Annotated in this window: 22 protein-coding genes and 1 pseudogene; 15 read left to right on the forward strand and 8 right to left on the reverse strand. The window is 64.6% G+C overall.

Features of this window, described 5'->3' with window-relative positions; translation table 11 throughout:
• Window positions 1-39: 39 nt before the first annotated feature.
• Together ACOGXH_RS07405 and ACOGXH_RS07410 are read left to right on the forward strand one after the other, a co-directional pair.
• The gene (locus ACOGXH_RS07405; protein WP_419928467.1) at window positions 40-1,281 is read left to right on the forward strand and encodes an alkyl sulfatase dimerization domain-containing protein; all 1,242 of its coding nucleotides are present in this window, start codon (window positions 40-42) and stop codon (window positions 1,279-1,281) included.
• Window positions 1,278-2,435, forward strand: a complete 1,158-nt coding sequence (locus ACOGXH_RS07410; RefSeq protein WP_419928468.1) for a nitroreductase family protein — start codon at window positions 1,278-1,280, stop codon at window positions 2,433-2,435. Before ACOGXH_RS07405 ends, ACOGXH_RS07410 begins: the two co-directional genes overlap by 4 nt.
• An 11-nt stretch (window positions 2,436-2,446) precedes the next feature.
• Here the strand turns inward: ACOGXH_RS07410 and ACOGXH_RS07415 are convergent, their stop codons facing one another.
• Entirely contained in the window at window positions 2,447-3,763 is a 1,317-nt protein-coding gene (locus ACOGXH_RS07415; RefSeq protein WP_419928469.1) for an MATE family efflux transporter, read from the reverse strand.
• A gap of 42 nt (window positions 3,764-3,805) precedes the next feature.
• Here ACOGXH_RS07415 and ilvD point away from each other — a divergent pair, with 42 nt between their 5' ends.
• Window positions 3,806-5,482, forward strand: coding sequence for a dihydroxy-acid dehydratase (gene ilvD / locus ACOGXH_RS07420; RefSeq protein WP_419928470.1), 1,677 nt, complete (start codon window positions 3,806-3,808; stop codon window positions 5,480-5,482).
• Here ilvD and ACOGXH_RS07425 read toward each other — a convergent pair.
• Entirely contained in the window at window positions 5,479-6,051 is a 573-nt protein-coding gene (locus ACOGXH_RS07425; RefSeq protein ID WP_419928471.1) for a hypothetical protein, read from the reverse strand. The genes ilvD and ACOGXH_RS07425 overlap by 4 nt on opposite strands.
• Before the next feature lie 177 nt (window positions 6,052-6,228).
• Here ACOGXH_RS07425 and ilvB point away from each other — a divergent pair, with 177 nt between their 5' ends.
• From ilvB to ACOGXH_RS07450, 5 genes are read left to right on the forward strand one after another with little or no spacing between them, the layout of a single operon-like run.
• Window positions 6,229-7,968: a biosynthetic-type acetolactate synthase large subunit gene (gene ilvB / locus ACOGXH_RS07430; RefSeq protein ID WP_419928472.1), complete on the forward strand. Its 1,740-nt coding sequence runs from the start codon at window positions 6,229-6,231 to the stop codon at window positions 7,966-7,968.
• Between the two features lie 11 nt (window positions 7,969-7,979).
• Window positions 7,980-8,513 (forward strand): acetolactate synthase small subunit, encoded by a 534-nt coding sequence (ilvN, locus tag ACOGXH_RS07435; protein ID WP_419928473.1) that lies wholly within the window; start codon window positions 7,980-7,982, stop codon window positions 8,511-8,513.
• Window positions 8,514-8,539: 26 nt separating this feature from the next.
• On the forward strand, window positions 8,540-9,577 hold the full coding sequence (gene ilvC / locus ACOGXH_RS07440) for a ketol-acid reductoisomerase (protein ID WP_419928474.1): 1,038 nt from the start codon (window positions 8,540-8,542) through the stop codon (window positions 9,575-9,577).
• A 21-nt stretch (window positions 9,578-9,598) separates the two neighbouring features.
• Window positions 9,599-10,975 (forward strand): bifunctional o-acetylhomoserine/o-acetylserine sulfhydrylase, encoded by a 1,377-nt coding sequence (locus ACOGXH_RS07445; protein WP_419930340.1) that lies wholly within the window; start codon window positions 9,599-9,601, stop codon window positions 10,973-10,975.
• Window positions 10,976-11,018: 43 nt separating this feature from the next.
• Window positions 11,019-12,593 carry a hypothetical protein gene (locus ACOGXH_RS07450; protein WP_419928475.1) on the forward strand — a complete coding sequence of 525 codons (1,575 nt, stop codon included), beginning with the start codon at window positions 11,019-11,021 and terminating at the stop codon, window positions 12,591-12,593.
• 27 nt (window positions 12,594-12,620) lie between these two features.
• On the opposite strand, the gene ACOGXH_RS07455 is transcribed toward ACOGXH_RS07450, so the two are convergent.
• Window positions 12,621-14,066, reverse strand: a complete 1,446-nt coding sequence (locus ACOGXH_RS07455) for a hypothetical protein (RefSeq protein ID WP_419928476.1) — start codon at window positions 14,064-14,066, stop codon at window positions 12,621-12,623.
• A 39-nt stretch (window positions 14,067-14,105) separates the two neighbouring features.
• A complete protein-coding gene (locus ACOGXH_RS07460; RefSeq protein ID WP_419928477.1) occupies window positions 14,106-16,457 on the reverse strand; it encodes a CaiB/BaiF CoA transferase family protein in 2,352 nt (783 codons plus the stop codon).
• Window positions 16,458-16,615: 158 nt separating this feature from the next.
• Between ACOGXH_RS07460 and ACOGXH_RS07465 the strand changes: the two genes are divergently transcribed.
• The 3 genes from ACOGXH_RS07465 to ACOGXH_RS07475 are packed head-to-tail and all read left to right on the forward strand — an operon-like array spanning window position 16,616 to window position 19,473.
• Window positions 16,616-17,545 carry an alpha/beta hydrolase gene (locus ACOGXH_RS07465; RefSeq protein WP_419928478.1) on the forward strand — a complete coding sequence of 310 codons (930 nt, stop codon included), beginning with the start codon at window positions 16,616-16,618 and terminating at the stop codon, window positions 17,543-17,545.
• A 34-nt stretch (window positions 17,546-17,579) separates the two neighbouring features.
• Window positions 17,580-18,509: an alpha/beta hydrolase gene (locus ACOGXH_RS07470; RefSeq protein ID WP_419928479.1), complete on the forward strand. Its 930-nt coding sequence runs from the start codon at window positions 17,580-17,582 to the stop codon at window positions 18,507-18,509.
• Window positions 18,510-18,543: 34 nt separating this feature from the next.
• Window positions 18,544-19,473, forward strand: a complete 930-nt coding sequence (locus ACOGXH_RS07475) for an alpha/beta hydrolase (protein ID WP_419928480.1) — start codon at window positions 18,544-18,546, stop codon at window positions 19,471-19,473.
• 25 nt (window positions 19,474-19,498) lie between these two features.
• On the opposite strand, the gene ACOGXH_RS07480 is transcribed toward ACOGXH_RS07475, so the two are convergent.
• Entirely contained in the window at window positions 19,499-19,966 is a 468-nt protein-coding gene (locus tag ACOGXH_RS07480) for a PPOX class F420-dependent oxidoreductase (protein ID WP_419928481.1), read from the reverse strand.
• A 63-nt stretch (window positions 19,967-20,029) separates the two neighbouring features.
• Between ACOGXH_RS07480 and ACOGXH_RS07485 the strand changes: the two genes are divergently transcribed.
• Window positions 20,030-20,455 (forward strand): DUF1761 domain-containing protein, encoded by a 426-nt coding sequence (locus tag ACOGXH_RS07485; protein ID WP_419928482.1) that lies wholly within the window; start codon window positions 20,030-20,032, stop codon window positions 20,453-20,455.
• Window positions 20,456-20,487: 32 nt separating this feature from the next.
• On the opposite strand, the gene ACOGXH_RS07490 is transcribed toward ACOGXH_RS07485, so the two are convergent.
• Window positions 20,488-21,372 carry a crotonase/enoyl-CoA hydratase family protein gene (locus ACOGXH_RS07490; protein WP_419928483.1) on the reverse strand — a complete coding sequence of 295 codons (885 nt, stop codon included), beginning with the start codon at window positions 21,370-21,372 and terminating at the stop codon, window positions 20,488-20,490.
• A gap of 81 nt (window positions 21,373-21,453) precedes the next feature.
• Between ACOGXH_RS07490 and ACOGXH_RS07495 the strand changes: the two genes are divergently transcribed.
• Window positions 21,454-22,218: an amidohydrolase family protein gene (locus ACOGXH_RS07495; protein ID WP_419928484.1), complete on the forward strand. Its 765-nt coding sequence runs from the start codon at window positions 21,454-21,456 to the stop codon at window positions 22,216-22,218.
• Window position 22,219: 1 nt separating this feature from the next.
• Here ACOGXH_RS07495 and ACOGXH_RS07500 read toward each other — a convergent pair whose 3' ends face one another.
• Entirely contained in the window at window positions 22,220-23,083 is an 864-nt protein-coding gene (locus ACOGXH_RS07500; RefSeq protein WP_419928485.1) for an enoyl-CoA hydratase/isomerase family protein, read from the reverse strand.
• Complete coding sequence (locus tag ACOGXH_RS07505; RefSeq protein WP_419928486.1) at window positions 23,076-23,693, reverse strand: nitroreductase family protein; 618 nt, start codon at window positions 23,691-23,693, stop codon at window positions 23,076-23,078. Before ACOGXH_RS07505 ends, ACOGXH_RS07500 begins: the two co-directional genes overlap by 8 nt.
• A gap of 126 nt (window positions 23,694-23,819) precedes the next feature.
• Here ACOGXH_RS07505 and ACOGXH_RS07510 point away from each other — a divergent pair.
• Window positions 23,820-24,032, forward strand: a pseudogene (locus ACOGXH_RS07510) (Rdx family protein); the annotation flags it as partial.
• 44 nt (window positions 24,033-24,076) lie between these two features.
• The gene (locus tag ACOGXH_RS07515) at window positions 24,077-25,339 is read left to right on the forward strand and encodes a cytochrome P450 (protein WP_419928487.1); all 1,263 of its coding nucleotides are present in this window, start codon (window positions 24,077-24,079) and stop codon (window positions 25,337-25,339) included.
• Window positions 25,340-25,383: the final 44 nt, after the last annotated feature.

Genomic DNA, 25,383 nt, shown 5'->3' on the forward strand with positions numbered 1-25,383 from the left:
AATGCCCTTCGGAGGAAAGCAGATAGGGTGCGGGACGATATGACGCTCTTGGAACAGTCGGCCCGTTTGATCGACGAGTCGGTCTACGAGGGACCGCGGTCGGTCCAGCCCATGGACGGCTCATTCCATGAGATCACCGATGGCATTGCCGTGGTGTGCGCCTTCTCCCACGTCTGGTCGCTGGCCACCGACGAGGGGCTAGTGGCAATCGACACGTCGCTGCCGATGTTCGCTCCCGGCGTGCTGAGGCACCTTCATAAGTGGAGGAGCCAGCCGGTTCACACCATCGTCTACACCCACGGCCACGCCGACCACGTCGGCGGCGCCCCGGCCTTTGTGGAAGATGCCAAGGAGCGAGGAGGTCCGGCCCCCCAGGTGGTCGCCCATGAGGCAGTGGGACCCCGTTTCGACCGATACAACCTCACCCACGGCTACAACCAAACGATCAACCGCCGCCAGTTCAGCGCCAACGACATGTTGGACCTGTTCGCCGACGACTGGGTGTACCCGAGCACCACCTATGCCGATGCCCTCGATCTGGAGGTGGGCGGGGTGTCTCTCCAGCTCATCCACGCCCAAGGAGAAACCGACGACCACACCATGGTATGGATGCCCCAAGAACGGGCGCTGTTTGTGGGTGACCTGTTCATCTGGTTCTTCCCCAACGCGGGCAACCCCCAGAAAGTGCAGCGCTACCCCTCCGAGTGGGCCGCCGCCTTGCGGCGAATGATCGAGTTGCGCCCGAAGTTCCTGCTTCCGGCCCATGGTCTGCCCATTGCCGGAGAGGAACGCATTGCCATGGTGCTAAACGATGTGGCCACTGCGTTGGAAGGACTGGTGGCCGACACGCTGGAGATGATGAACGCCGGAGCGCGCCTCGACGACATCATCCATCAGGTGCGGGTTCCCGACGACCTGATGGCCAAGCCCTACCTACGAGCCGCCTACGACGAACCCGAGTTCGTGGTTCGCAATATCTGGCGGCTCTACGGAGGCTGGTACGACGGCAACCCTGCTCGCCTCAAGCCCGCCCCCGACCAGGCGCTGGCCGCTGAGGTGGCCCTGTTGGCCGGAGGCGCGGCGGCTGTGGCTGCCAGGGCTAGCGAACTGGGCAAGGCCGGCAATCTACGGCTGGCCTGCCACCTCGCCGAGTGGGCTGCCCAAGCCGCCCCTGATGATCCCGATGTTCTCGAGGTGCGAGCCGACATTTACCGCCAACGGCGAGACCAAGAGCAGTCGCTTATGTCCCGCGGCATCTACAACGACGCCAGCCAATCATGAACATCGACACTGAAGCGGTGGATCTGGCCCTGACCACGACCAGGGCGGTGCGGAAACGGCTGGATCTGGAGCGGCCGGTGGACGACCAGGTCATCCTCGACTGCATCGACATCGCCGAGCAGGCCCCCACCGGCGGGAACCAGACCAGTCGCCGGTGGATTGTGGTTCGCGATCCCGAGATCAAGCAGGAGCTGGCCCGGCTTTATCGCGAAGTGGTGGGCGGCTTCATGCTCGAGGCTCGCGACCGCTTGGAGGGCACCGACCACCCTCGGGCTCGGACGGCGAGCTCGTCTGCCTACCTGGTGGAACACCTGGCAGAGGTGCCGGTGATCGTCATACCCACCATCGTGGGCCGCCACGACGGCAGCGGCGCACCCGGCCTTTTCGACTCGGTCATTCAGAGCGGGTGGAGCTTCTGCGTGGCCCTGCGGGCCCGGGGATTGGGCACCGCTTGGACCACGGCCGTCCTGGCCAAAGCCCCCGAAATGAAGGAGCTGCTTGGCATCCCCGACGAGATCACCGAGATCGCCATGTTCCCGGTGGCCTGGACCAAGGGCACCGACTTCCGACCCGCTCGCCGGATTCCGGCCCGGGATATCACCTTCTTCGACGGTTACGGCCGGATCTACGAGTCAGGTCCGGGAACATCGGTGACGATGGCCGACGGTCCCGGCATGGTGGTGGAGACCGACATCGCGGCCGAGGTGCACGACGTGTGGGCCGCGGTCACCGACATCGACCTGCCGGCTCAGTTCTCCGTCGAGTTCACCGGGGCAACCTGGGACGAGGGTTTCGACGGCCCGGCCCTGGGAGCGACCTTCACTGGCCGCAACCACCTCGAAGTGATGGGCGACTGGGAAGTACCTTGTTTCGTGGATGTATGCGAAGCACCGGTGGCCTTCGGCTGGTGTACATCCGACCCCGACAACCCCGGGGCCCGATGGCGCTTCGAGATCCAACCGCTAATGGGAGGCGGCACCCGGCTGCTGTACCGACTGCTGCTCGGCCCCGGCCCTTCGGGCCTCAACATGTTCATCGAACAAAACCCCGACAAAGAGCACCGGATCATCGCCAACCGCCTCCGAGTCCACCGGGCCAACATGCAGCGGGTGGTAGACGGCATCAAAGCCCACGTCGAAACGGCCGCCGGCTAGTTCAAAACAGCTCAGCGGACAGCGCCGGGGACCAGCCAGCGGGAGCCGGCGAAGCGCCAGAGCAGGGTGACCAGGCGGGCGCCCATGAGGGCCCACATGGCCCCCCACAGCCAGCCGATGCCCGCGTCGGCGGCCATCACCCACAGAGCCAAGGGGATGAACACCGCCGCCGCGCCAGCCATGGCCACGGCCAGGAATCGCATGTCGCCGGCGCCGATCAGCACGCCGTCGAGTGCGAACACCACCCCGTTCACTGGCTGGATGAACGCCAAATGCAGCATCAGGAATCCGACCAGGGACAGCACCGCCTCATCGCTGGAGAACACCAGCGGGAGCCATGGCCTGGAGATCAGAAGCAAGATGGTGGCGGCCAACCCGGTCGCCAACCCCCACTCGATCATGCGGCGGCCGGCGGCTCGGGCCTGGGGCAACTCGTTGGCCCCCAGATAGCGGCCGATCATGGCCTGCCCGGCGATGGCCACCGCGTCCAGAACCAAGGCCAAGAAGAACATGAGCTGGTAGATCACCTCATGGGCGGCCAGTTCGATATCGCCCAACCGGGCGGCCACGGCCACCGACATGGTGAACGAGGCCCGCAGAGCCGCGGTCCGCAGGAACAGATCCAAACCGACGACGGCGAGGCGGGCGATCATCGAGCGGTCAGGAGCCATGGTCACCCCATGGGCGGTCACGGCCTCCCGGATCCACCACACGTAGGCCCCGGCGGCGAGCCATTGGGCGACGACGGTGGACAGGGCTGAGGCGCCGATGCCGAAGCCAAGTCCATAGATCAGCACCAACTCCAGCGCGAGGTTCAGCCCGGCGGTGAATACCGCCACCTTGAGCGGGCGCAGGGTATCTTGCAGCCCTCTCAGGTAGCCCACTCCGGCCAGGGTGATGAGCATTCCAGGCAGGCCGAAAAGGCTGATACGCAGGTAGATCCGGCCTTGGGCCAGCACCTCGCCGTCTGCTCCGAGGACTTTCAGCAGGGGATCGGCGAACACAAAGGCCGCGGCGGCCAATGCCGTCCCCACCGCAGCGGCCAGCCACAGGCCCTGCACCGCCTGCTGGGCGGCCCGGTAGTGGTCTCCCGCGCCGATCAGCCGCCCCACCGCGGCAGTGGTTCCGTAGGCCAAGAAAATGAACAGCGACAGTGCCCCCAACAGCACCTGCGAGGCCACCGCCAGCCCGCCCAAATGAGGAGTGCCCAGGTGCCCTACCACTGCAGTGTCGGCCAGGGTGTAGAGCGGCTCGGCGATCAGCGCGCCCAGAGCGGGAATCGCCAACTGGGCGATCTCCCGGTCATAGGGCGACTTTCGCAAACCCATTTGCCCTCTAATCTGCGCCATCCCACTAGGTAGCCTGTCGCTATGAGCGACATGAAGCCACGTTCACATGAGGTCACTTCCGGGGCTGAGCGGGCCCCGGCGAGGGCCATGCTGCGGGCGGTGGGCATGACCGACGACGACTGGGACAAGCCCCAGGTGGGGGTGGCGTCGTCGTGGAACGAGGTGACCCCTTGCAATCTGCCGCTGGACCGCCTGGCCAAGCGGGCCAAGCAGGGCGTGCGCGACGCCGGCGGATTCCCCATCGAGTTCAACACCATTGCGGTGTCCGACGGCATCTCCATGGGCCACGAGGGGATGCGGGCCTCGTTGGTGAGCCGGGAGATCATTACCGACTCGGTGGAGGCAGTTATGCACGCCGAGCGCCTGGACGCCTTCGTCAGCTTCGCGGGTTGCGACAAGTCGCTTCCTGGCATGCTTATGGCTGCCGCCCGGCTCAACCTGCCGTCGGTGTTCGTCTATGGCGGGTCCATCCTCCCCGGACAGCACAACGGCAAGGTGCTCGATATCGTGAGCGTGTTCGAGGCGGTGGGCGCTCACGCGGTGGGCGACATCGACGATGAGGAGCTCGACGCCATCGAGCGCAATGCGTGCCCCACCGAGGGCTCCTGCGCGGGGATGTTCACGGCCAACACCATGGCGTCGATCGGGGAGGCGCTGGGCATGTCCCTGCCGGGTAGCGCTTCGGCCGCCGCCGTCGACCGCCGTCGCGACGACTACAGCTACGCCAGCGGCACCGCGGTAATCGGACTCCTGCGGGAGAACATCCGTCCCCGCACAATCATGTCCAAGGGAGCGTTCGAGAACGCCATCGCGGTGACCATGGCCTTGGGCGGATCGACCAACGCGGTACTACACCTGCTGGCCATCGCCTGGGAGGCCGGTGTGGAGCTGGAGCTCGACGACTTCAACAGGGTGGCGGCCCGGGTTCCCCATTTGGCCGACACCAAGCCCCATGGGCAGTACCACATGGCCGACATCGACCGCATCGGCGGGGTCCCCGTGGTGATGAAGATGCTGCTGGAAGAGGGCCTGCTGCACGGCGATGAGATCACCGTCACGGGCAAGACCATGGCCGAGAACCTTGCCCTGCTGGACCCGCCCGGACCGGACGGAGATGTGATTCATGGTCTGGACGACCCGCTTCACGACGTGGGAGGAATTGCAGTGCTAACCGGGTCGCTGGCCCCCAACGGAGCAGTGCTGAAGGTGGCCGGCATCGACTTCGACCATTTCGAGGGCCGGGCCCGAGTGTTCGATGGGGAGGACACGGCCATGGACGCGGTGCTGAACGGGCGTATCGAGGCTGGCGACATCGTGGTGATCCGCTACGAAGGCCCCAAGGGCGGTCCCGGCATGAGGGAGATGCTGGCCATTACCGGCGCTATGAAGGGCGCGGGCCGCGGCGGAGACGCTGCTCTGGTTACCGACGGCCGATTCTCGGGAGGCACCCACGGGTTCTGCGTGGGCCACGTGGCCCCTGAGGCCACCGAAGGCGGGCCAATTGCCCTGGTGGCCGAGGGCGACCGGATTCGAATAGACGTTCGGGACCATTCCATCGACCTGCTGGTAGACGAGGCCACCCTGGCCGAGCGCCAGGCCAACTGGAAGCCGCCTGAACCCCGCTACACCAAAGGCGTGCTGGCCAAATACGCCCGCCTGGCCCAGGGAGCCGAGAAGGGTGCCATCACCGAGGCTTAGTCCATTCTGTTCCTGTCGTAGAGATCGGGGTCAGACCAGGCCCCGGTGGCCTCGTCGAAGGCCCGGGCCTCAGGGGTCATCCACTCCAACCGACCTTGGCGGGCGCCGCTGGATGACACTTCGACCATCTCTGGGGCGATGTCCAACTCCGCGCCGCTTGGCACCGCGAACGGGGGCCGAGGAGCGACGGCCAGTTCCAACCCAAGCAGGGACTCCACTGCCCGGTCGCGGGCCTCGACCGAGTTCCCGTAGAACGCCGGGTCTTGCACTTGGGCCCACTTGTCGGCGCCCATCACCACCACGTGGTATCCCTGGGCGATGTCGACGAGGAGCTGCTGGTCGGTGACGACGACCTCCACGCTGTCGATGTCAGCCACCGAAGCCTCCAGCACTGCAATGCGGTCCTCGAATGAGGGGACCACCGCCGGCTCCTTGCCCAGCGCCACCTGCGACACCGCCAAGTCCACCCGCTCAAGTCCTCGTTGCCGCGCCGCCGCCTGGGCGATGGCCAGGTGGCCGATGGTGGGCGGATTGAACGAACCGGGATACACCCCAAACCGTCTTGTCACAAGCAGTCCCTAGCGTTCATACTGGTGGCATCCTATGAAGCGCCATCCCCACACCGGAGCGATTCTCGTAGTACGCCTTTAGCGCGCGGTCCCGGCTCGGCCCGGGGACCGGGCGCTACCGACCTCCCACACCGGGAGGTCTTTCCATTTGGGAGAAGCCCGAAAGGTTGATCCAACATGAAAATGAACGGCGGACAAGCCCTTATGAAGGCCCTCGAGAACGAGGGCGTGGACATCTTGTTCGGGCTGCCCGGCGGGGCCATCCTGCCCGTGTATGACCCGCTGATCGACTCTTCCATCCGCCATGTGCTGGTGCGCCATGAGCAGGGCGCAGGCCACATGGCCGAGGGGTACGCCCACGCCACCGGCCGCCCCGGTGTGGCCATGGTCACCTCGGGTCCGGCGGCCACCAACATCGTCACCCCGCTGTGCGATGCCTACATGGACTCCATCCCCATGGTGGTGGTGACCGGCCAGGTTCCCTATGCGGCCATCGGCACCGACGCCTTTCAGGAGTGCGACACCACCGGCATCACCATGTCGGTGACCAAGCACAACTACCTGGTGACCGAGGCGGCCGACATCCCCCAGGTGATCCACGACGCCTTCTACATCGCCACCACCGGCCGTCCCGGACCGGTGCTGGTGGACATCCCCAAAGACATTGTCGACCCCAACAACCCCCGTTCGGCGATGGAGTGGTACACCCCCGACAGCCACGACCTGCCCGGCTACCTCCCCAACATCGCGGGCGACGCCGAGCTGATCCGCCAGGCGGCCAAACTTATCTGCGAGGCCGAGCGCCCGATCCTCTACACCGGGGGCGGCATCTTGAAGTCGCGGGGTGCGGAGGCCCTGTTGGAGCTGGCTGAGATGACCGGCATCCACGTGGTCACCACCTTGATGAATCGGGGCGGATTCCCCGACGACCATCCGCTGTGTTTGGGCATGCCCGGAATGCACGGCAACTACACCGCGGTCACCGCTATGCAGGAGGCCGACCTGCTCATTGCGCTGGGCGCCCGATTCGACGACCGGGTCACCGGCAAGGTGGGCGAGTTCGCCCCCTTGGCCAAGGTCATCCATGTGGACATCGACAGCGCCGAGTTGGGCAAGGTGCGCCGTCCTGATGTCGCAATCCAGGGCGATTGCCGGGTGGTCACCGAAGAACTGGTCAAAGCACTCAAGGAGATGGGGGGAAGCGAGGCCCAACCCGACCGCAATGCTTGGCGGTCCCGCATTAGCGGCTGGCAGGAGCGGTTCCCGTTGACCTATGAGCAGTCCAAGGGCGACGAGCTGCTGAAGCCCCAGTACGTGCTGGAGCAGCTCCGAGATTCTACGCCCGACGACACCATTGTGGCCTCGGGAGTGGGTCAGCACCAGATGTGGACCAGTCAGTATTGGAAGTTCAACCACCCCTACACCTGGGTGAACTCGGGCGGCTTGGGCACGATGGGGTTCGCCATCCCCGCGGCCATCGGAGCCAAGGCGGGCCGACCGGACCGAATGGTGTGGGCCGTGGACGGCGACGGCTGCTTCCAGATGACCGCACAAGAGCTGGTCACCGCGGCCACCGAGGGCTTCCCCATCAAGGTGGCCCTCATCAACAACGCCTATTTGGGGATGGTCCGCCAGTGGCAGGAGATGTTCTACGAAGAGCGCTATTCCGAGGTTTACCTGACCCGCGACGTGCCCGACTACAAGATGTGGGCCGAGGCGCTGGGCTGCGTCGGACTTCGGGTGGAGTCGCCCGAGGAGGTCGGCCCAGCCATCGCCCAGGCTAACGACATAAATGACCAGCCCGTGGTTGTTGAGTTTCGCTGCGAGGCCGAGGAGAACGTCTTTCCGATGGTTCCAGCGGGCATGTCCAACAGCGACGTTGTGGTCGACCCATCACAGCGAGATCGACCCCGATGAGTGCTGCTCCGATGAGTTCAGCGCCAGGTTCCGAGGTCGGGGGGACCACCACGCTGGTGGTTCGGGTAGAGAACAAGGCTGGCGTGCTGGCCCGGGTGGCTGGCCTGTTCGCCCGCCGGGGTTTCAATATCGAGTCGCTGGCCGTGGCCCCCACTGACGACGAGCGGTTCAGCCGCCTCACCATCGTGGTCGGGGTGGACGCCGCGCCCATGGAGCAGGTGGTGAAACAGCTCGACAAGCTGGTCAACGTGGTGGACATCCAGGAGCTGAATCCCGCCGCCAGCGTGGAGCGGGAGCTGATGATGGTCACCGTCCGGGCCGATTCCGAGATTCGGGGCCAGATCCTGGATCTGGTGCGCATCTTCCAGGCCACCGTGCTCAATGTGGGTTACGACGAGATCATGGTGTCGCTTACCGGATCGCCCAGCCGAGTGGATGACTTCGAAGACCTTCTGCGACCCTATGGGATCGTGGAGGTACAGCGCACCGGCAAAGTAGCGCTGCCCAAGCTGGTGAAATCCACCCCCGACCCGCTGGCCCCCTAACGGCCCCTACCAACCAAGGACAGCCAATGGCAACCGTGTTGTATGAGAAAGACGTCGACCGCTCCCAAATCGCCGATCGCAAGGTGGCGATACTGGGATACGGGTCGCAGGGCCACGCCCACGCCCTAAACCTGAAGGACTCGGGGATCGACGTCCGGGTCGGGCTGCGGGAGGGTTCGTCGTCGGCTGCCAAAGCCGCCGAGGCCGGCCTGCGAGTGATGTCGATGGCGGAGGCATCGGGCGAGGCCGACGTCATCATGTTGCTGCTGCCCGACACTGAGCAGGGAGACATCTACAAGGACCACATCGAGCCCCACCTCCAGTCCGGCGATGCGCTGTTCTTCGCCCACGGCTTTAACGTGCGGTTTGACCTGATATCAGCTCCCGAGGGCGTGGACGTGGCCATGGTGGCCCCCAAGGGCCCCGGTCATTTGGTGCGGCGCACCTATGTGGAGGGCGGCGGCGTGCCCTGCCTCATCGCCGTCGGCCAGGACGCCTCCGGCAGTGCCCGGGACCTGGCCTTGGCCTATGCCGATGCCATCGGCGGCGCCCGCGCCGGGGTGATCGAGACCACCTTTGCCGAAGAGTGCGAGACCGACCTGTTCGGCGAGCAAGTGGTGCTGTGCGGCGGACTCACCTCGCTGGTGACCGCGGCGTTCGAAACGCTGTGCGAGGCCGGATACCAGCCCGAGGTGGCCTACTTCGAGTGCCTCCACGAGCTGAAGCTCATCGTCGACCTCATGTACGAGGAGGGAATCGGCGGGATGCGCTACTCAATCTCCGACACCGCTGAGTACGGGGATCTGAGCCGGGGCGACCGCATCATCAACGAGGACACTCGGGCTGAGATGAAGAGGATCTTGAGTGAGATCCAGAGCGGGTCGTTCGCCGATGAGTGGATGAGCGAGAGCCGCAGCGGCCGGCCCAACTTCCTGCGTCTGGAAGCCGAGGGCCAACAGCACCCCATCGAGCAGGTAGGGGCTGAGCTGCGGGCCATGATGCCCTGGATCTCCGAAGGCCGCCAGAGTGTGCAAGCAGTGTCCGGGGGCCAGGGGAAGGAATAGTCCCCGGCCAGCCTTCGATAGCTGCCAAACGGCAGCAATTCATTAGTATCTACCCGGCAACTCCGAAAGGAAGAGAGAAGAGCCGTGAGCGAAAACTGGGGTTTTGAGACCAAGCAGATCCACTCCGGGCAGGAGCCCGATCCGGCCACCGGATCGCGGGCCGTGCCCATCTACCAGACCACCTCCTATGTGTTCCGCGACACCGAGCACGCTGCTGCGCTGTTCGGGCTGGCCGAGGTGGGCAACATCTACACCCGGATCATGAATCCCACCCAGATGGTGCTGGAGGCCCGGCTTTCCGCGCTGGAAGGCGGGACTGAGACCGCAATCGGGATCCCCGGGGCGCTGGCCATGGCCTCGGGCCAGGCCGCGGAGACGCTGGCCATCTTGAACCTGGCCGAGTCGGGCGACCACGTGATTTCCTCCGCGTCGCTGTACGGCGGCACCTACAACCTGCTGCACTACACCCTGCCCAAGATGGGCATCGAGGTGTCGTTCATCGAGGATCCCGACGACCTGGGTGCTTGGAAGAACGCCATCCAGGAGAACACCAAGGTGCTCTACGCCGAGACCATCGGAAACCCCAAGAACGACTGCCTCGACATCGAGGGCGTCGCCGCGGTGGGCCACGCCGAGGGAATACCCCTGATGGTGGACAACACGGTGCCGTCTCCCTATCTGATCCGCCCGCTGGAGCACGGGGCCGACATCGTGGTCCACTCAATGACCAAGTTCATCGGAGGCCACGGCAACTCCATTGGTGGAGTCATCATCGACGGCGGCACCTTCGACTACGGGGCCAGCGGTCGCTTCCCCAACTTCACCGAGCCCGACCCCAGCTACCACGGCCTGGCTTTCTGGCCGGCATTGGGCAACGGTTCCTTCATCATCAAGGCCCGGGTGCAACTGCTTCGGGACATCGGTGCGGCCATCTCCCCGCAGAATGCCTTCTACTTCCTCCAAGGGTTGGAGACGCTCAGCATGCGCATGGAGCGGCACTGCTCCAACGCCAACGCGGTGGTCGACTACCTGGAAGGTCACGACCAGGTTGAGTCGGTGCAATTCGGCGGCCTGTCGTCCAGTCCGTGGCACGAGCGGATGAATCACTACACCGACGGCAAGGGCTACGGCTCGGTGCCCGCCTTCCACATCGAGGGTGGACGCGAAGCCGGTGAGAAGTTTGTGAACGCTCTAACCCTGCACAGCCATGTGGCCAACATCGGCGATGTGCGCAGCCTGGTGATCCACCCGGCGTCCACCACCCACTCCCAGCTCACCGAGGAAGAGCAGATCAGCACTGGGGTGTACCCCGGACTGGTGCGGCTCTCGGTCGGTTTGGAGACGGTGGACGACATCATCGCCGACTTGGAGCAGGGCTTCGCAGCTGCCCGGGGCTGACCCCGCCGCCCGCGCAACCTCTACTTCGTGCGACGATAAAGGCGTGCGGCTCGCCCGCTTCCTCAAGCTTGCAATTGCGCCGTTCGTGCTGACGGTGGCCTTGGCCTTGGTGGTCACAGCCTGCAAGACCCCCGATCTCCAGGGACCGGTGGTGTCGTCGCCCGAGCTGGCCACCCCCACTCCCACCCCCGAGCCTCAGGACACGGTGGTGCCCGGACCGACAGCCGAGCCGATTCGTTCCGGGGTCAGCGATGCAGTGATTCGCATAGGGGTGATCGCCGACAGCAGCACCGGCAACCCCGTTACGGGAGGCAGCGAAGCGGCTTGGCTGGCCATGCGAGCCTGGGCCCAAGCGGTGAACAGCAGCGGCGGCCTGGGGGGCCGGGACGTGGAGGTCGTCCTTTTCGACGCCAACGTATTCGACCACCGAGCCGCCATTGAGGAAGCCTGCGAGAGTGACATCTTCGCTCTAGTGGGGTCTTATGCCCTATTCGACGGCGATGGCGTGGACCTCTTGAACGACCAGTCCTGCCTCCTGCCCGACTTCCCGGCCGCCGCACTGAGCCCGGCTCGGCGGTCGTCGCCGGTGACGTTTGTCTCCAATCCAACATCCAATACCGTTTGGCAGGCCGGTCCAGCCCAGTTCATGAGCGAGCGTTTCCCGGTCGCCGCGGCCGCCGTGGGCACGGTTGTGCTGGACATGCCGGTGGCGTTCTACCGGGCCCAGCGGGATATCGAGGCGGCCACTGCTGGAGGACTCAACTTTGCCTTTCAGGCCACGGCCGACGTGATCGACGAGGACTACGACGCGCTGGCCTCAGCCATGTTGGAAGCCCAGGTTCTGGGGATCACCTGGTCGGCCGACAGGAATCGGCTGATGGAACTGCTCCAGGCCCGGGCCGACCTTTTTGAGCAGCTGCCTACCTTCGATTTCCCTGCGCCCGAGGAGGAGCCCACCACCCTGCCCGAAGAGGAGCCTGACGACACTTCCGAAGCGGGCTCTGATGAGACGGGCGAAGGAGAGCCCACTGCTGATCCTGAAGTAGAGCCCCAGGAAGGGGAGGCAGTGGAGGAGCCCGCGGACGGGCCGACCTTCGTCCTCTGCGGCGCCGACTGCTATTCGCAGAGTTGGGCGGCCGAAGTCGCTGAACTGGGCTCGGATCTGTGGGTGAGCATAGGGGTGCTCCCCTTTGAGGAGCCGGGCGACAACGTCGAGTTGGTGAGGTACGTGCTCTTCTTGAGGGAGGAAGTGGACGAGGAGGCCGAGGTTGACCTGATCGGCCTTTCCAGCTGGGCGTCTGCGCTCTTGTTCGAAGAAGCAGTCAACCGGGCCATGTTCACCAGCGGTGGGGGACTGACCCGGGAGTTGGTGATTGAGTCGGCCCGCACCATCACCGAATGGGACGGCCGAGGACTGCACGGGCCGACAAACCCTGCGGAGGGAATCCCATCGCCGTGCTTCCTGCTGATGAGCCCCACCCCCAGCGGCTGGATCCGGCGCCACCCTGCCACCCCGGGCACGATGGATTGCGACCCTGACAACTTGGTGGAGCTAGTGGAATCGGCGACCTTGGGTGTCGATCCCAGCCAGCCCAACACGGACGAGGCGTCGTCCTAGCGGTGTGCCCCCAGGAGCTGACTGATCTCAGTTCCCGCTGACGAATTCGCTGTTCTCGGAGTCCCAGTAGAGCCGGACAAGCGGTGCGTTGTCAGCGCTGTACTTTCCTTCGCTGAGAGAGGCGGAGGTGGTGCCGGTGAGATCAAATGATCCCAGGCCACGGGCGGCCTCGATGAACGAATCTTGGGTGAGCACCGGACCAGCGGCGGTGGCGATGGCAACGAAGAGCTCAATACCACGACATGACCGGATTGTCGGGGGGAGGTTGTTGGGCCTCGGGCTGGGGACATTGACGTTGACTATGTTCCCGCTGCGGGTTTCATAGTTCTCGACGCACTCTTGAACACCGGCTTCGCCAGCGTTGTAATAGTCCTGGAGTGTTGGGACGCCATAGGCAAATAGGTTGACTTGCCCCGGGTTGTAGCCAAATTCGACATATGCAGATGGGGCGACCGCGTCCGTAACGACCACCAGATCGCTCCCGGCCCGCTCCACCGCCCCAACCGTTCCGTAGCCGCCATTGAAGGTCAAGATGACGTCGACATCGTCAGCTTCGGCGCGTTCGATCCAGACGTCGGCTTGTGCTTCTCCCGCGGGGACATCGCCTGGAGGAGTAGTCGTAACTAGCGTCCGAGTCACGGTGCCGCCAGCGGCTTCAACCAGCTCCTTTACTGGCTCGAGAAGGATCTCGTCTTCCGCCGCCGACGCATGGATCTGGATCCTCTTGCCCTCGATCTGCCCATCGGTTGCGGCAGCAGTGATGAGACTGTTGATCCTCTCGATGAGGCCTCCCTGTGTGGTAAAGAGCAACCCGCCGCTTCGCCCGATGACGTCGGGTGCCATTTCTGCTGTGTTCACGGCCAGGGCCCCGTACAGCTCGGTGTAGCAGAGCACTCCGTCCCAGAGGACGAAGCCCACAAACGCAAAGACCTCCTCGTCTTCGACGAACCGCACGCACACTCCCTCGATGGCCGCATCGTCGACTGGCGAGTATTCCCCGAACACCGGTACCAACAGTCGTCCGTTGACGCCTCCCGCGTCGTTGGCCCTGTCAATGGCCGCCTGCCACTGGGCCTCGTGGTCGCCGTTGTCGATGCCGAATTCGGTGACGTCGACGAATCCGACGCCGATCTTGATCTCAGTCTCGGTGACCCCGCGGTACGACGCGGTGAGCACCACTGGCTCGGGCTTGGGCTCCTCGGGGGCTGCCTCTTCAGGCGCAGCCTCTTCTGGCCCGGTGTCTTCGGGTTCGGCGGCCTGAGGCTCGGCGTCTTCAGGCTCGGGCTCTACCTGCTCAACCTCTTCAGGTTCTGTTGCTTCCGGTTCAGCAGCTTGGGGTGCAGGTGCTTCGGGTTCCGCTTCTTCGGCGATTGCCGGTGGGGCATCGCCTCCCGAACCGTCATCGTCGTTGCCCCCGCAAGCTGCTGCTACCAGCGCCAATGCGAGAAGCAAAGCCAGAATCCATCGCCGCATTATCGTGCCCCCAAAAAATCCTGAGCATAGGGTAGTCAACTAGAGCCCGACAGGCCGTGTGCCGCTGACGCCCTTGGCCTCCAATTCAGCCAGCTCGTTATCGGTCAAGCCCAGTTCGCCGCCCAGTATCTCGTGGTTGTGCTGGCCAAGGAGGGGAGCCGGGGTCTTGGTCCAGGGGCCGGGGGACGATTCGAACCGGAAGGGCAGGCTGGCCGCTGATACTTCCCCGCACACCGGGTGGTCGATTGGCTCAATGAATGAGCGGGTCCGCAGTTGGGGGTGGTTGCTGATTTCGGCGGGCAGCACCACCATGCTGGCCGGGACTCCGGCGTCGAGCAGTTGCGCCACCGCGTCGGCGTCAGTTTGAGGGGCCACCCATTCGGCTATTCCGGCATCGATGGAGTCGGCCGCGGCCCGGCGCTTGTCAACGGTGTCGTAGTTAGCCCAATCGGGGCGGTCTAGAAGGTCGCAGAGGCTCTTCCACTGGTGGTCGTCGGCTACTGACACGGCCACCCAGCGCTCATGCCCGGCGGCGAGGTAAACCCCCTGGGGAGCGGCCCGCGGGCCCCGATTGCCCTCGCGGGGGAGTTGGCGGCCGAGGGCGGAATACTCCACCAATTGCTCAGCCGCGGCGTTGAGGGCGGCGGCCACCATGGTCACCTCCACTAGACGCCCTTGGCCGGTGCGGTCCCGTTCCTCGAGGGCGGTGAGGGTGGCGAACACCGCGTGCATGCCGGCCAGCGGGTCGCACGGGCCTCGGGGGATTTGGGGATCCTCGTCCGGGTATCCGGTGATGTTGGCCATCCCGGTTAGCTGTTCCATGGTCTGGGCGAAACCGGTGTTGTTTCGCCAAGCGCCGCTGAGGCCGAAGGCGGGCATCCGGGCCATGATCAGCTTGGGGTTGATTTCTGACAGCCGCTCCCAGGTGAGGCCGAAGCCGTCCATCACTCGGGGGGTGAAGTTCTCGATCACCACATCGGCGTCGGCGATCAACCGCTCGGCCACCGCCACCCCTTCGGGGGAGCGGAGGTCGAGGGTGATGTCCCGCTTGTTGGTGTTAGCCCCGTGGAAGACCATGCCCCACTCCCACCACTGGTCCGCCGAGGGCGGGCGGGCGGAGGCGAAGCGCATTCCGTCGGCTCGTTGGATGGACTCGATTTTGACCACGTCGGCGCCGAGCAGAGCCAAGGAGTGGCTGGCGATGGGCCCGGCCCACCAGGCGGTGAAGTCGATCACTCGTATTCCGGCTAGAGGGAGCGCATTGGGCTCCCCCCGGTTGGGTTGGGGGGTGTGGGCTTCGATCTGACCGGTGTGCTCACCGGCGCCGGGGACGGGTTCGAAGGGCCGGGTGGCGGCGCCGTGCAGTTGGTAGGGGACGGCGGGCTGGGTGAACCCGCCCGAGGGGTTGGTGGTGAAGGCGTCCCGGCCGGAGAACGCCTCCAAGGTGGGCACGGTCGCCCCGCTTCCGATGGGGGCCACCGGGATGCGCCGGGCCGAGGCCTCGGCGATCACCTCGGCGGTGGTGCGCTGGGTGGTCCAGGCGTGCATGGCGGCTCGGAACTCGTCCCTCCGCTTCCAGCGGCCGCCGTAGCCGCACATCTCCTCGTCCTCCAGCCAATCGGAACGGCCGATCATCACCAGAAAGTCCAGGAATTGCTGGCGGGCCACCGTGCAGAAACCCACGTGGCCGTCGGCGGTGGGCTCGATCGAAGGAAGCTCAACGTTTCGGCTGGGACGCTCGGGGTTGGTGTCGCCACTCAGCTCGGCGGCGATCCACGCGTAGGTGTTCATGGTCATGACCATGGTCTCGAACATGGACACGTCCACATGGTCGCCTCGACCGCTGCGCCCGGCGGCTCGGGCCGCGGCCAGCGCCCCCACCCCGGCGTAGATGGCCGCGGTCCACTCGCCGATAACGCCGCCGGCCTGCACCGGGGGTCGCTCCGGGTTGCCCCGCTTGCCGATGCCCCCGCACTCGGCCTGCAAAGTGAACTCGGTGGCTGGCCGATGGGCATAGGGTCCGGTGCGCCCCCACGGGGAGATCGACACCAGCACCAGCGCGGGGTTGGCCTGGCGGGCGGCGTCGATGATTGACGGGGCAAGACCCTGGTCTGTGGAGTCGATGAGGATGTCAGCGCTAGCCAGCAGATCGGCCATGGCTGGATCGCTGGGATCGCCGACCACCGAGCGCTTGGAGGTGTTGAGGAACTGAAACAGAGGGCCGTCTCTGTCGCCCAGCTCTGCTCCCGACGCCGACCACCGCCGTAGAGGCTCCCCGCCGGGAGGCTCGATCTTGATGACGTCGGCGCCGGCGTCAGCCAGCAGCTTTCCCGCATAGGAGGCGGCAATCCCTCCGCCCACCTCGATGACTCGCAGGTGCTGGAGAATCATTGAGGGCTAGGGGCGTCGACAAAAGACATCGCCCGGCAGGTTACTCAGCAAGGGCAATGGTTACCCACGCCTGCGGGTTGGGTCCCGGCGATTCACTACTAGTATTCGGGCTGCTTCATACCGGTCGGGTATCCGACGAGCAGAGAGAAGGAGTTGACATGGCCACGGTTGCGCTGCATGAGGAGATCGAGCCGCTCAAGGACATGGTGCCCCTTGATGTGATCAATGCGGAGAACTTGCCCGAGTTGCGGGGAATGCAATTTGGCGAGCCTCCTGAGCTCAGCGACGCGGTCGAGCGCACCGATCATGTGGTGGATGAGGCCAACGGCGTGGTGGTGCGGGTGCATCGAGAGGTGGGATCGGAAGGCGATCTACCGTGCGTGTACTCGATTCACGGCGGGGGCTACATCCTGGGCAGTCGCGACATAGATGACGCCAAATTCGATCAGTGGTGCCCCAAGTACAGCATTGTCGGGGCGTCGGTGGAGTATCGGCTGGCCCCGGAGACGCCTTATCCCGGGGCACTGGAAGACTGCTACACGGGATTGAAGTGGGCCTACGACAATGCCGATGAGCTCGGCATCGACCGGGACAAGATCGGCATAACCGGAGTCAGTGCCGGGGGAGGGCTGTGCGCTGCGCTGGCGCTGTTGGCCCGGGACCGGGGCGAGGTGCCACTGCAATTCCAGCTGCTGGACTGCCCCATGCTGGATGACCGCCAGATCACCCCATCGAGCAAGCTCAACGACTTGATCATCTGGACCAGGGAGTCAAACTCCTTCGGTTGGCAGAGCTACCTCGGTGATCTCTACGGCTCCAATGATGTGCCCTACACCGCGGCGGCCGCTCGGGCTGAGGATTTGTCGGGCCTGCCCGAGGCCTATGTGTGCGTCGGCGGGGCCGACGGCTTCCGCGATGAGGACATCGCCTACGCCATGCGCTTGTACGGCGCGGGCGTTCCCACCGAGCTCCACGTCTACCCCGGTGCCCCCCACGGTGTGGCTTTGTTCGCCCACCTCGAGATTGCCCAGCGCTACACAGCCGACCAAGAAGACTGGCTCCGCCGTCAGATAGAACGGCTCGGCTGAGTATCTGAAGTACGACATCTACCAAGGAGTTGACATGGCCACAGTGGCGGTAATTGAGGAGATCGAGGCGCTCATACCCATGCTATGGCGCGGGGAGATGAATGCGGAGAGACTTGCCGAGATGCGGGGGGTGCCGTTCTTTGAACCTCCTGAGCTCAGCGACGCGGTGAAGCGCACCGATCATGTGGTGGATGAGGCCAACGGCGTGGTGGTGCGGGTGCACCGAGAGGTGGGGTCGGAAGGGGCCTTGCCTTGCGTGTACTCGATCCACGGTGGGGGTTATATCGGGGGCAGCTACGACATGGATGACGCCATATTCGACCGGTGGTGCCCCAAGTACGGAATTGTCGGGGTTTCTGTGGAGTATCGGCTGGCCCCGGAGACGCGCTATCCCGGGCCGTTGGAGGACTGCTACGCCGGTTTGAAGTGGACGTACGACCATGCCGAAGATTTGGGCGTCGACCGGGACAAGATCGGCATCACGGGGGCCAGTGCCGGGGGAGGGTTGTGCGCCGCGCTGGCGCTGCTGGCCCGGGATCGGGGCGAGGTGCCGTTGCAGTTCCAGATCTTGGATAGTCCGATGCTCGACGACCGCCAGATCACCCCTTCCAGCCAGATCGAAAACTTGGTGGTCTGGAACAGGGAGTCGAATGCCTTCGGCTGGCAGTGCTACTTGGGTGATCTCTACGGATCCGACGATGTGCCCTACACCGCGGCGCCGGCTCGGGCCGAGGACCTGTCAGGCCTGCCCGAGGCATACGTCTGCGTAGGCGGTGCCGACGGCTTCCGCGATGAGGACATCACCTACGCCATGCGTCTCTACGGTGCCGGTGTGCCCACCGAGCTCCACGTCTACCCCGGTGCTCCCCACGGCGTTCAAGTCTTCACCCAACTCGAGATTGCCCAGCGCTACATAGCCGACCAAGAAGACTGGCTCCGCCGCCAACTAGCGCGGCTTGGGTGAGCATCGGAATTGCGGCAAACACTTCGGAGTTGAAATGACAACAATTCCGCTGGATCCCGAGATCGAGCGGCTAAAGCACACGGTGCCAACCCGTGATCTTAGTGTTGAGCTGCTGCCTGAGATTAGAGCCACATTGCCGGTTCAGTTCCCCGAGCTGAGTGATGCGGTGGAGCGGTCGGATCATATGGTGGATGCGGCCAACGGGGTGGTGGTGCGGGTACACCGCCCGCGAGGGATTGAGGGCTCCGTGCCGTGTGTTTATTCGATTCACGGCGGGGGCTATATCCGGGGTACCTACGACATGGACGACGCCAAATTCGACCGGTGGTGTCCGACCTACGGCATCGTCGGCGTATCAGTGGAGTACCGGCTAGCCCCGGAGACTTCGTATCCCGGGCCCTTGGAGGACTGCTACGCGGGCTTGAAGTGGACGTATGAGAATGCCGATGAGCTTGGCATCGACCGTGACAAGATCGGGATTACCGGGGTCAGCGCTGGGGGAGGGTTGTGCGCGGCCTTGGCGCTGTTGGCCCGAGACCGGGACGAGGTGCCGTTGCAGTTCCAGCTGCTCGACTGCCCGATGCTCGACGACCGGCAGATCACCCCGTCGAGCCAGCTCGATGACCTGGTGATTTGGACCAAGCAGACAAACGCATTCGGATGGAGGTGCTATCTGGGCGACCTCTACGGCTCTGAGGATGTGCCCTACACCGCGGCTGCGGCCCGAGCCGAAGACCTTTCTGGCCTGCCCGACGCCTACGTCTGCGTCGGCGGCGCCGACGGCTTTCGCGACGAGGACATCACCTACGCGATGCGCCTCTATGGCGCCGGCGTCCCCACCGAGCTCCACGTCTACCCCGGCGGCCCCCACGGCGTCGGCCTCTTCCCAAACACCAAGATTGCCCAACGCTACGCCTCCGACCGAGAAGACTGGCTCCGCCGCAAACTGGCGCGGCTGGGGTGAAGGCGATTCCAGACCCAGGACGGTCTTAGGAGTCTTCGACGAGGCGGGCGGGGAATCCGCCTTTGGAGATGGGGCCCCATTGGTCGATGGTGAGGCGGATGAGGCACTTGCCCTGGTGGGCCATGGCTTCGCGGTATTCGTCCCAGTCGGGGTGCTCGCCGGAGATGACGCGGAAGTATTCCACCAGGCCGTCGAGGGCTTCGGGCATATCGAGGACTTCGGCGGTTCCGTCGAGCTGTATCCACTCGCCGCCGAACTCGTCCGACATCACCACCATCGAGGCCGCGGGGCTGCGCTTGGCGTTTATCGACTTGGCCCGCTCGGGATAGCTGGACACCACCACTCGGCCGCTGGTGTCGAGCCCCAGCGTCACCAGCGAGCTTTGGGGGCGACCGTCGCGGCGAGTGGTGAGCAGCACACCCCGGTGGCGGGGGCGGACGAATTCCTCCATCTCGGTCCGGTCGACATAGCGATCAGTAGCAATTGAAGGCATGTGCTGAACCTACACGCTTCGCGATACACACCACGTGCGGGTAAGACGGGGCAGAATGGGACTATGGACAACATTGATTTCGGTGATCTGAACTATCTGGCTGTTCTGGTGGCAGTGGTGTTCAATCAGGTGTTGGGTGCCGCGTGGTATGGGGCTTTGTCTCGGCCATGGATGGCCGAGACTGGCATGACTCAGGAGGACATAGACGTCATGAAGGGCACGTCGCGTCAGTGGGTGCCCTATGTGGTGGCCATCGTATTGGCCATCGTCTTCACCCTGGGCTTGGCGCTGTTGGTGCAGGGCATGGGAGCTGACAACGCGGGGGAGGGTCTCGGATTGGGCGTGCTAGCCGCAGTCGGCTTTGTGCTTACGTCCCACGGGGTGAATTACGCCTTTGAAGGCCGGAGCCTAAAGCTGCTCGCCATCAACGTCGGATACCCCCTGATCTCCTATGCCCTTATCGGTCTGCTCCTTGCCGTCTGGGACTAGGCACCACCGCACGGCATCAGCTGCTGGAGGCTCTATAGCTTGCGTCGGGTGGGAAGGAGGTTCTGAAAGACTGGGTCGCGGCCCTCGGCTCTCGCCGCGAAGACCTCAGCCATATCGTCGGGGTGGAACATGCCGGATTGCCAGGTGGCCACATAGTTGAGTCCGTCGTCCACGCTGTGGTCGCGGGTGTAGTTGAGCATCTCCTTTGATCCCCAAATGGCCAGCGGCGATCGGGCGGCGATCTCCCGGGCAATCTCAAAGACGCCTTCGATCATTGCGTCTTGGTCGGAGTACACCTGATTGACCAATCCCGCGGTCTTTGCTTCATCAGCAGTGAGTCGGCGGCCGGTGTAGGCCAGCTCGCGGGCCAGTCCGTCGGGAATGATCCGGGGCAGCCGTTGCAGGGTGCCCAGATCAGCGGTCAGACCGATGTTGATCTCCTGTATGCAGAAGAACGCATCGGCTGTGCAATACCGCATGTCGGCAGCGCTGACCATGTCCACCCCGCCGCCGACACAGCCTCCCTGAACCGCGGCCAACACCGGCATGCGGGCCTTTTCCAGGCAGCTGAATGATTCTTGAAGGGTCAGGGCCAAGTTTCGGGTCTCTGCTCGGATTCGGCCGAACTCCGGAACCTCTGCTGTCCCTGTATCGGCATCCGAGCCACCCGAGAACAGCGAGTCCGGCTGGGTGAACACCGACAGGTCCATTCCTGCGGTGAAATGGCGTCCGGTGGAGGAGATCACCAGCGCCCGGGCCACCCCGGAGTCGGACAGGTCGTTCACCGCAGTGGGCAGCTCAGACCAGAACTCCGGGATCATTGAGTTTCTGGCTTCTGGTCGGCTGAGCTGTAAGTGGGCGACTCCTTCTTCAAGCGCGATCTCAAAGCAGGTGTACTTCTGGGATGAACCAGCCATGTCTAGGCCTCCTCTCGAGCCCTCGTTGGACCAAGTGACTTCAGGTCGGCGTTCCGGGGCGCTGCCGAGCAAACTAGCCGGGTGCTCGTCGTCGACACCCATACCCACGTGATTTCTGATGACTTAGAGAGATATCCGCTCCAGGTGGCCGACTATCCGGGGGTGGAGTGGGTGTACGAGGCACCGGTCACCGCTGAGGAGCTGTTGGCCGAGATGGCAGCCGCCGATGTGGACCGGGCGGTGTTGGTACAGGCCCTCGGAGGCTACGGCACGGACAACTCCTATGTCGTAGATGCCCGGGCGGCCTATCCCAATTCATTCAGCGCGGTGGCCATTGTGGACGATCCGGCTGAGCTTGACGCATTGGTGGCGGCCGGGGTTGGCGGCGTGCGGTTTTACGCCGTCGGCGGGGGAGGCCCGCTGCAAGATGAGGCCACATGGGATACAGCGCGGCGACTGGGGCTCCGGGTCAGCGCGGCCACCGTGCCCGAGCACCTGCCCGCGCTGGTCGAAGCGGTGGCGGCCCATCCTGACGTGATCTTGGCTCTGGATCACTGCGGATTCGCTCCCGAGTCGATTGGCAATTACGCCCATCTGGAGAACTTGTACCTGAAGGTCACCCCTCATGTGCTGGATGCCGGCGAATCGGCGGCCATGCTGGAGCGGCTGGCCGAGCAGTTCGGCCTTAACCGGCTTATGTGGGGGTCGGACTATTCCCAGACCCACGATCGGCCCTACACCGAGTTGGCCGACCAGGCTCGGGCGGCTTGCGCGGCGATGTCTCCCAGCGAGCAGGCTCAGTTCCTGGGCGGTACTGCGCTGGCTCTGTGGCCGGAGTTGGCTTGAGCTAGTCCAGTTCCAGCATCTGGTCGACAACCGCGGCCATAGCAGAAGCGTCGCGCTCGACCTCCCGGGTCTGGCCACCGGCGTCGAGGAAGCGCTGCATCAGCGGCACGTGCTGTCCGGTAGCGGAGCAGGCCATCATTGCCTGGGTCTCGGTCAGAAGTCCGGGCTCCACTGGTCCGAGGGCAGCATCCACGGCTTGCTTGGCCTTGGCAATGGACAACCGCGGCGATGCGGCGATGCGGCGGGCCACCTGGGCGGTGTGGGCCCGAAGCTCATCGGAGGGCAGCACCCGGTTGACGTAGCCGATGGCCGCAGCCTCCTCGGCGGTCACGTCGTTGCCTGATAGCACAATCTCCAGAGCCCGGCTGCGACCCACGAGGCGGGCCAAGCGCTGGGTACCGCTGGCCCCGGGAATGATGCCCATGGCCACCTCTGGCTGGCCCAACACAGTGCGAGGTCCAGCGAAACGCATGTCGAGCGACAGCAGGAACTCCGATCCGCCACCCCGGGCGACGCCATCGATCATGCCGATGGTGGCCACCGCCATGGTGCGACACCGGTCAAAGGTGGCCGCGGCCACATTGGGCTCGGCCGGCACATCGGCTGGAGCCTCCATGGCCAGGATCTGCTCTACGTCTCCGTGCATCAAGAAAAACTCTGAATCAGCGCTCTCAAACACCAGCACGCTGACCTGATCGCCTACTTCGTTGGCAGCTTCGACCGCGTTCAGCAAGCCGATCAACCCGCCAATCAACGCTCCGTCCACGAGTTGCTTGGGTGGATGGTCGATCACCACCCAGCCGATGCCGTTGTCAACGGTCATCGTGAAGGGTCCAAAGCTCTGCTCACTCGCCTGTTCAGTCATGTTGGTCCTCCCACTGGTTCCAATAGGCAACTTCAGAGACTGGCCGGCGGCGAACCGGGCCGAAGGGCACCGCGGGCCAGCCCATGGGGATGCCGCACACGATGCGGATGTCGTTTGGTATGCCGAGTACCTCTCGCACCTCGTCGGCCCGGAAGGTGTGCAGCGTGGTCAGAACCGTGCCCAATCCCAGGCTGCGAGCCGCCACCAGGAGATTCTGCACCGCGGGGAAAATCGAGTGGCTCACTCCCCGCTGTGTGGAGCACACGATGATGAGCACCGGCACGTCGCCAATCTCGCGGGCAAACTTGGCCGCTTTCTCGACGATCGCGGCCTCTTGGTTACGCAGCCACTCTGTGCCGGCCGCGGCTGGGTTGTTGTAGGCCTCTTCCTGGGCATCGAGGTACAGCTCGCCCAACCGACGGCGCTTCTCAGGATCGGTGACCACCACGAAGCGGGCGAACTGGCCATTGATGGCGCTGGGGGCCCGGATAGCGGCATCCAGCACCTGGGTGACCAACTCGTCGGGCACCGGGTCGGTCCGATAGCGCCGGATTGCCCGTTGGGTGTGCATGGCCTCGAACACGCCGACTTCGGCGGTTGCTTGGTTCATGGGCGCAGAGAGTAGCGGGCGCTGAAATGAATAGGCTGCCCATGCTCTCGGCGGTAGCCTGCACCCATGGCGCAAAAGCACCGCATCACCATCACCTATTGAGTTCCTTGAGACTATTCCGAGCACGCCGTGAGCGCTGCCAAGGACCTTCTTCAGAACTACCAGCACATCATTGAGGATCTGACCCTGGTGACTGGTGCGTCGGGCATATTCGACGTGGAAGTCGACGGTGAGATGCTCTATTCCAAGTACGCCACCGACTGCCACGCCGACACCGGCGAGGTGCTCAAGCTGTTTGCCGAGCAATACGCCCAAGGAGTGCTTGTCTACGGCTCATAACCGCTGAGCCAATCTAGGCAGGCTTGATTGCCTACGCTACGGGGGTGGATCCCGAGCCAGCAGATGTCACTGTAGATATCGACCACCAAACCCCGGAGTTCGTCGCCAATCGCCACAGCCGCTACCACGAGCTGCGAGAGCGCTGCCCGGTGGTGTTCAACGAGCACTACGGCGGGTTCTGGATGGTCACCGACTACGAGTCGGTGGCCCAAGTAGCCCGAGACAACGAGACGTTCGCCCACAAGTACGAGCCCGATGCCCCCGACGGCATCTCCTACCAAGGCATCTGCGGCGTTCCCCGACCCGGTTATATCCCCCGCCAGGGAGTATCCGAGATCGACGGGCCCGAACATGCCGACCTGCGGCGGGTGCTGAACCCCCTTATGACCATCAACGCGGTCGAGAGCAATCGCCCCCGCATGGAAGCGGTGTCGGCCTGGTTTATCGACGAGATCATCGAGTCGGGTAAAGCCGACTTGGTGCTCGACTACACCACCCCGGTGCCCGCCGTGTTGACGCTCGAGATGATGGGCATGGTGTCATCCAACTGGCAGCACTACGCCGACTTCTTCCACGCCACGTCGTCGTATGAGCCCACCGACGAGCGGTACCGGAGCGCGATCACCCACCAACCGGAGATGTGGGCTGAGCTCAGGGACTTCGCCGGGTTCCGCCGGGAGAACCCGGCCGACGACGTCACCACTGCCTTGGTTTCGTCCCCACTCGACGGGCGGATGTTGAGCGACGACGAGGTCACCGCCATCATGTGGAACCTGGTGGCCGGAGGCCTCGACACCACGACGGCGCTGGTGTCGTGGGGCCTGCACCACCTGGGATCCCACCCCGAGGACCGTGCCCGGCTCATCGAAGATCCCAGCCTTATTCCCGTCGCGGTGGAGGAGTTCCTCCGCTTCTACAGTCCTAGCGAAACCCTCACCCGTACCGCCTCCCGCGATGTTGAGCTGGGCGGCCGCAAGATCCGCCAAGGCGACATTGTGCTCATCAGCTGGGTGACGGCCAACCACGATCCGGCCGTGTTCGACGACCCCGGCAAGATTCGCATCGACCGCGCGGCCAACAAGCATTTGGCATTCGGGCTGGGCGGCCACCGCTGTATCGGTTCGTCGATCGCCCGCATCGAGTCGGAGCTGATGCTGAGGGACGTGTTGGCCCGCATGGGCGACTACGAGATCGACCCCTACGGATTTATGCCCTATCCCGGCAACCTGCTATTGACCGGCGTGGTGTCGATGCCGGCCACCTTCACGCCTGGCACGCGCTCAGGGGCAGCCGACCCGTTCGCCTAACGGCTGCCTGAACCCCTTGTGGCTGGCCAAATGAGTATCTGGGC

The organism is Candidatus Poriferisocius sp. (genome assembly GCF_965208355.1).
GTDB lineage: Bacteria > Actinomycetota > Acidimicrobiia > Acidimicrobiales > Bin134 > Poriferisocius.

Coding starts and splice junctions, on each gene's coding strand:
- ACOGXH_RS07405 (WP_419928467.1), top strand. CDS start 40: ATGACGCTCTTGGAACAGTCGGCCCGTTTGATCGACGAGTCGGTCTAC.
- ACOGXH_RS07410 (WP_419928468.1), top strand. CDS start 1,278: ATGAACATCGACACTGAAGCGGTGGATCTGGCCCTGACCACGACCAGG.
- ACOGXH_RS07415 (WP_419928469.1), bottom strand. CDS start 3,763: ATGGGTTTGCGAAAGTCGCCCTATGACCGGGAGATCGCCCAGTTGGCG.
- ilvD (WP_419928470.1), top strand. CDS start 3,806: ATGAGCGACATGAAGCCACGTTCACATGAGGTCACTTCCGGGGCTGAG.
- ilvB (WP_419928472.1), top strand. CDS start 6,229: ATGAAAATGAACGGCGGACAAGCCCTTATGAAGGCCCTCGAGAACGAG.
- ilvN (WP_419928473.1), top strand. CDS start 7,980: ATGAGTTCAGCGCCAGGTTCCGAGGTCGGGGGGACCACCACGCTGGTG.
- ilvC (WP_419928474.1), top strand. CDS start 8,540: ATGGCAACCGTGTTGTATGAGAAAGACGTCGACCGCTCCCAAATCGCC.
- ACOGXH_RS07455 (WP_419928476.1), bottom strand. CDS start 14,066: ATGCGGCGATGGATTCTGGCTTTGCTTCTCGCATTGGCGCTGGTAGCA.
- ACOGXH_RS07460 (WP_419928477.1), bottom strand. CDS start 16,457: ATGATTCTCCAGCACCTGCGAGTCATCGAGGTGGGCGGAGGGATTGCC.
- ACOGXH_RS07465 (WP_419928478.1), top strand. CDS start 16,616: ATGGCCACGGTTGCGCTGCATGAGGAGATCGAGCCGCTCAAGGACATG.
- ACOGXH_RS07470 (WP_419928479.1), top strand. CDS start 17,580: ATGGCCACAGTGGCGGTAATTGAGGAGATCGAGGCGCTCATACCCATG.
- ACOGXH_RS07475 (WP_419928480.1), top strand. CDS start 18,544: ATGACAACAATTCCGCTGGATCCCGAGATCGAGCGGCTAAAGCACACG.
- ACOGXH_RS07480 (WP_419928481.1), bottom strand. CDS start 19,966: ATGCCTTCAATTGCTACTGATCGCTATGTCGACCGGACCGAGATGGAG.
- ACOGXH_RS07485 (WP_419928482.1), top strand. CDS start 20,030: ATGGACAACATTGATTTCGGTGATCTGAACTATCTGGCTGTTCTGGTG.
- ACOGXH_RS07490 (WP_419928483.1), bottom strand. CDS start 21,372: ATGGCTGGTTCATCCCAGAAGTACACCTGCTTTGAGATCGCGCTTGAA.
- ACOGXH_RS07500 (WP_419928485.1), bottom strand. CDS start 23,083: ATGACTGAACAGGCGAGTGAGCAGAGCTTTGGACCCTTCACGATGACC.
- ACOGXH_RS07505 (WP_419928486.1), bottom strand. CDS start 23,693: ATGAACCAAGCAACCGCCGAAGTCGGCGTGTTCGAGGCCATGCACACC.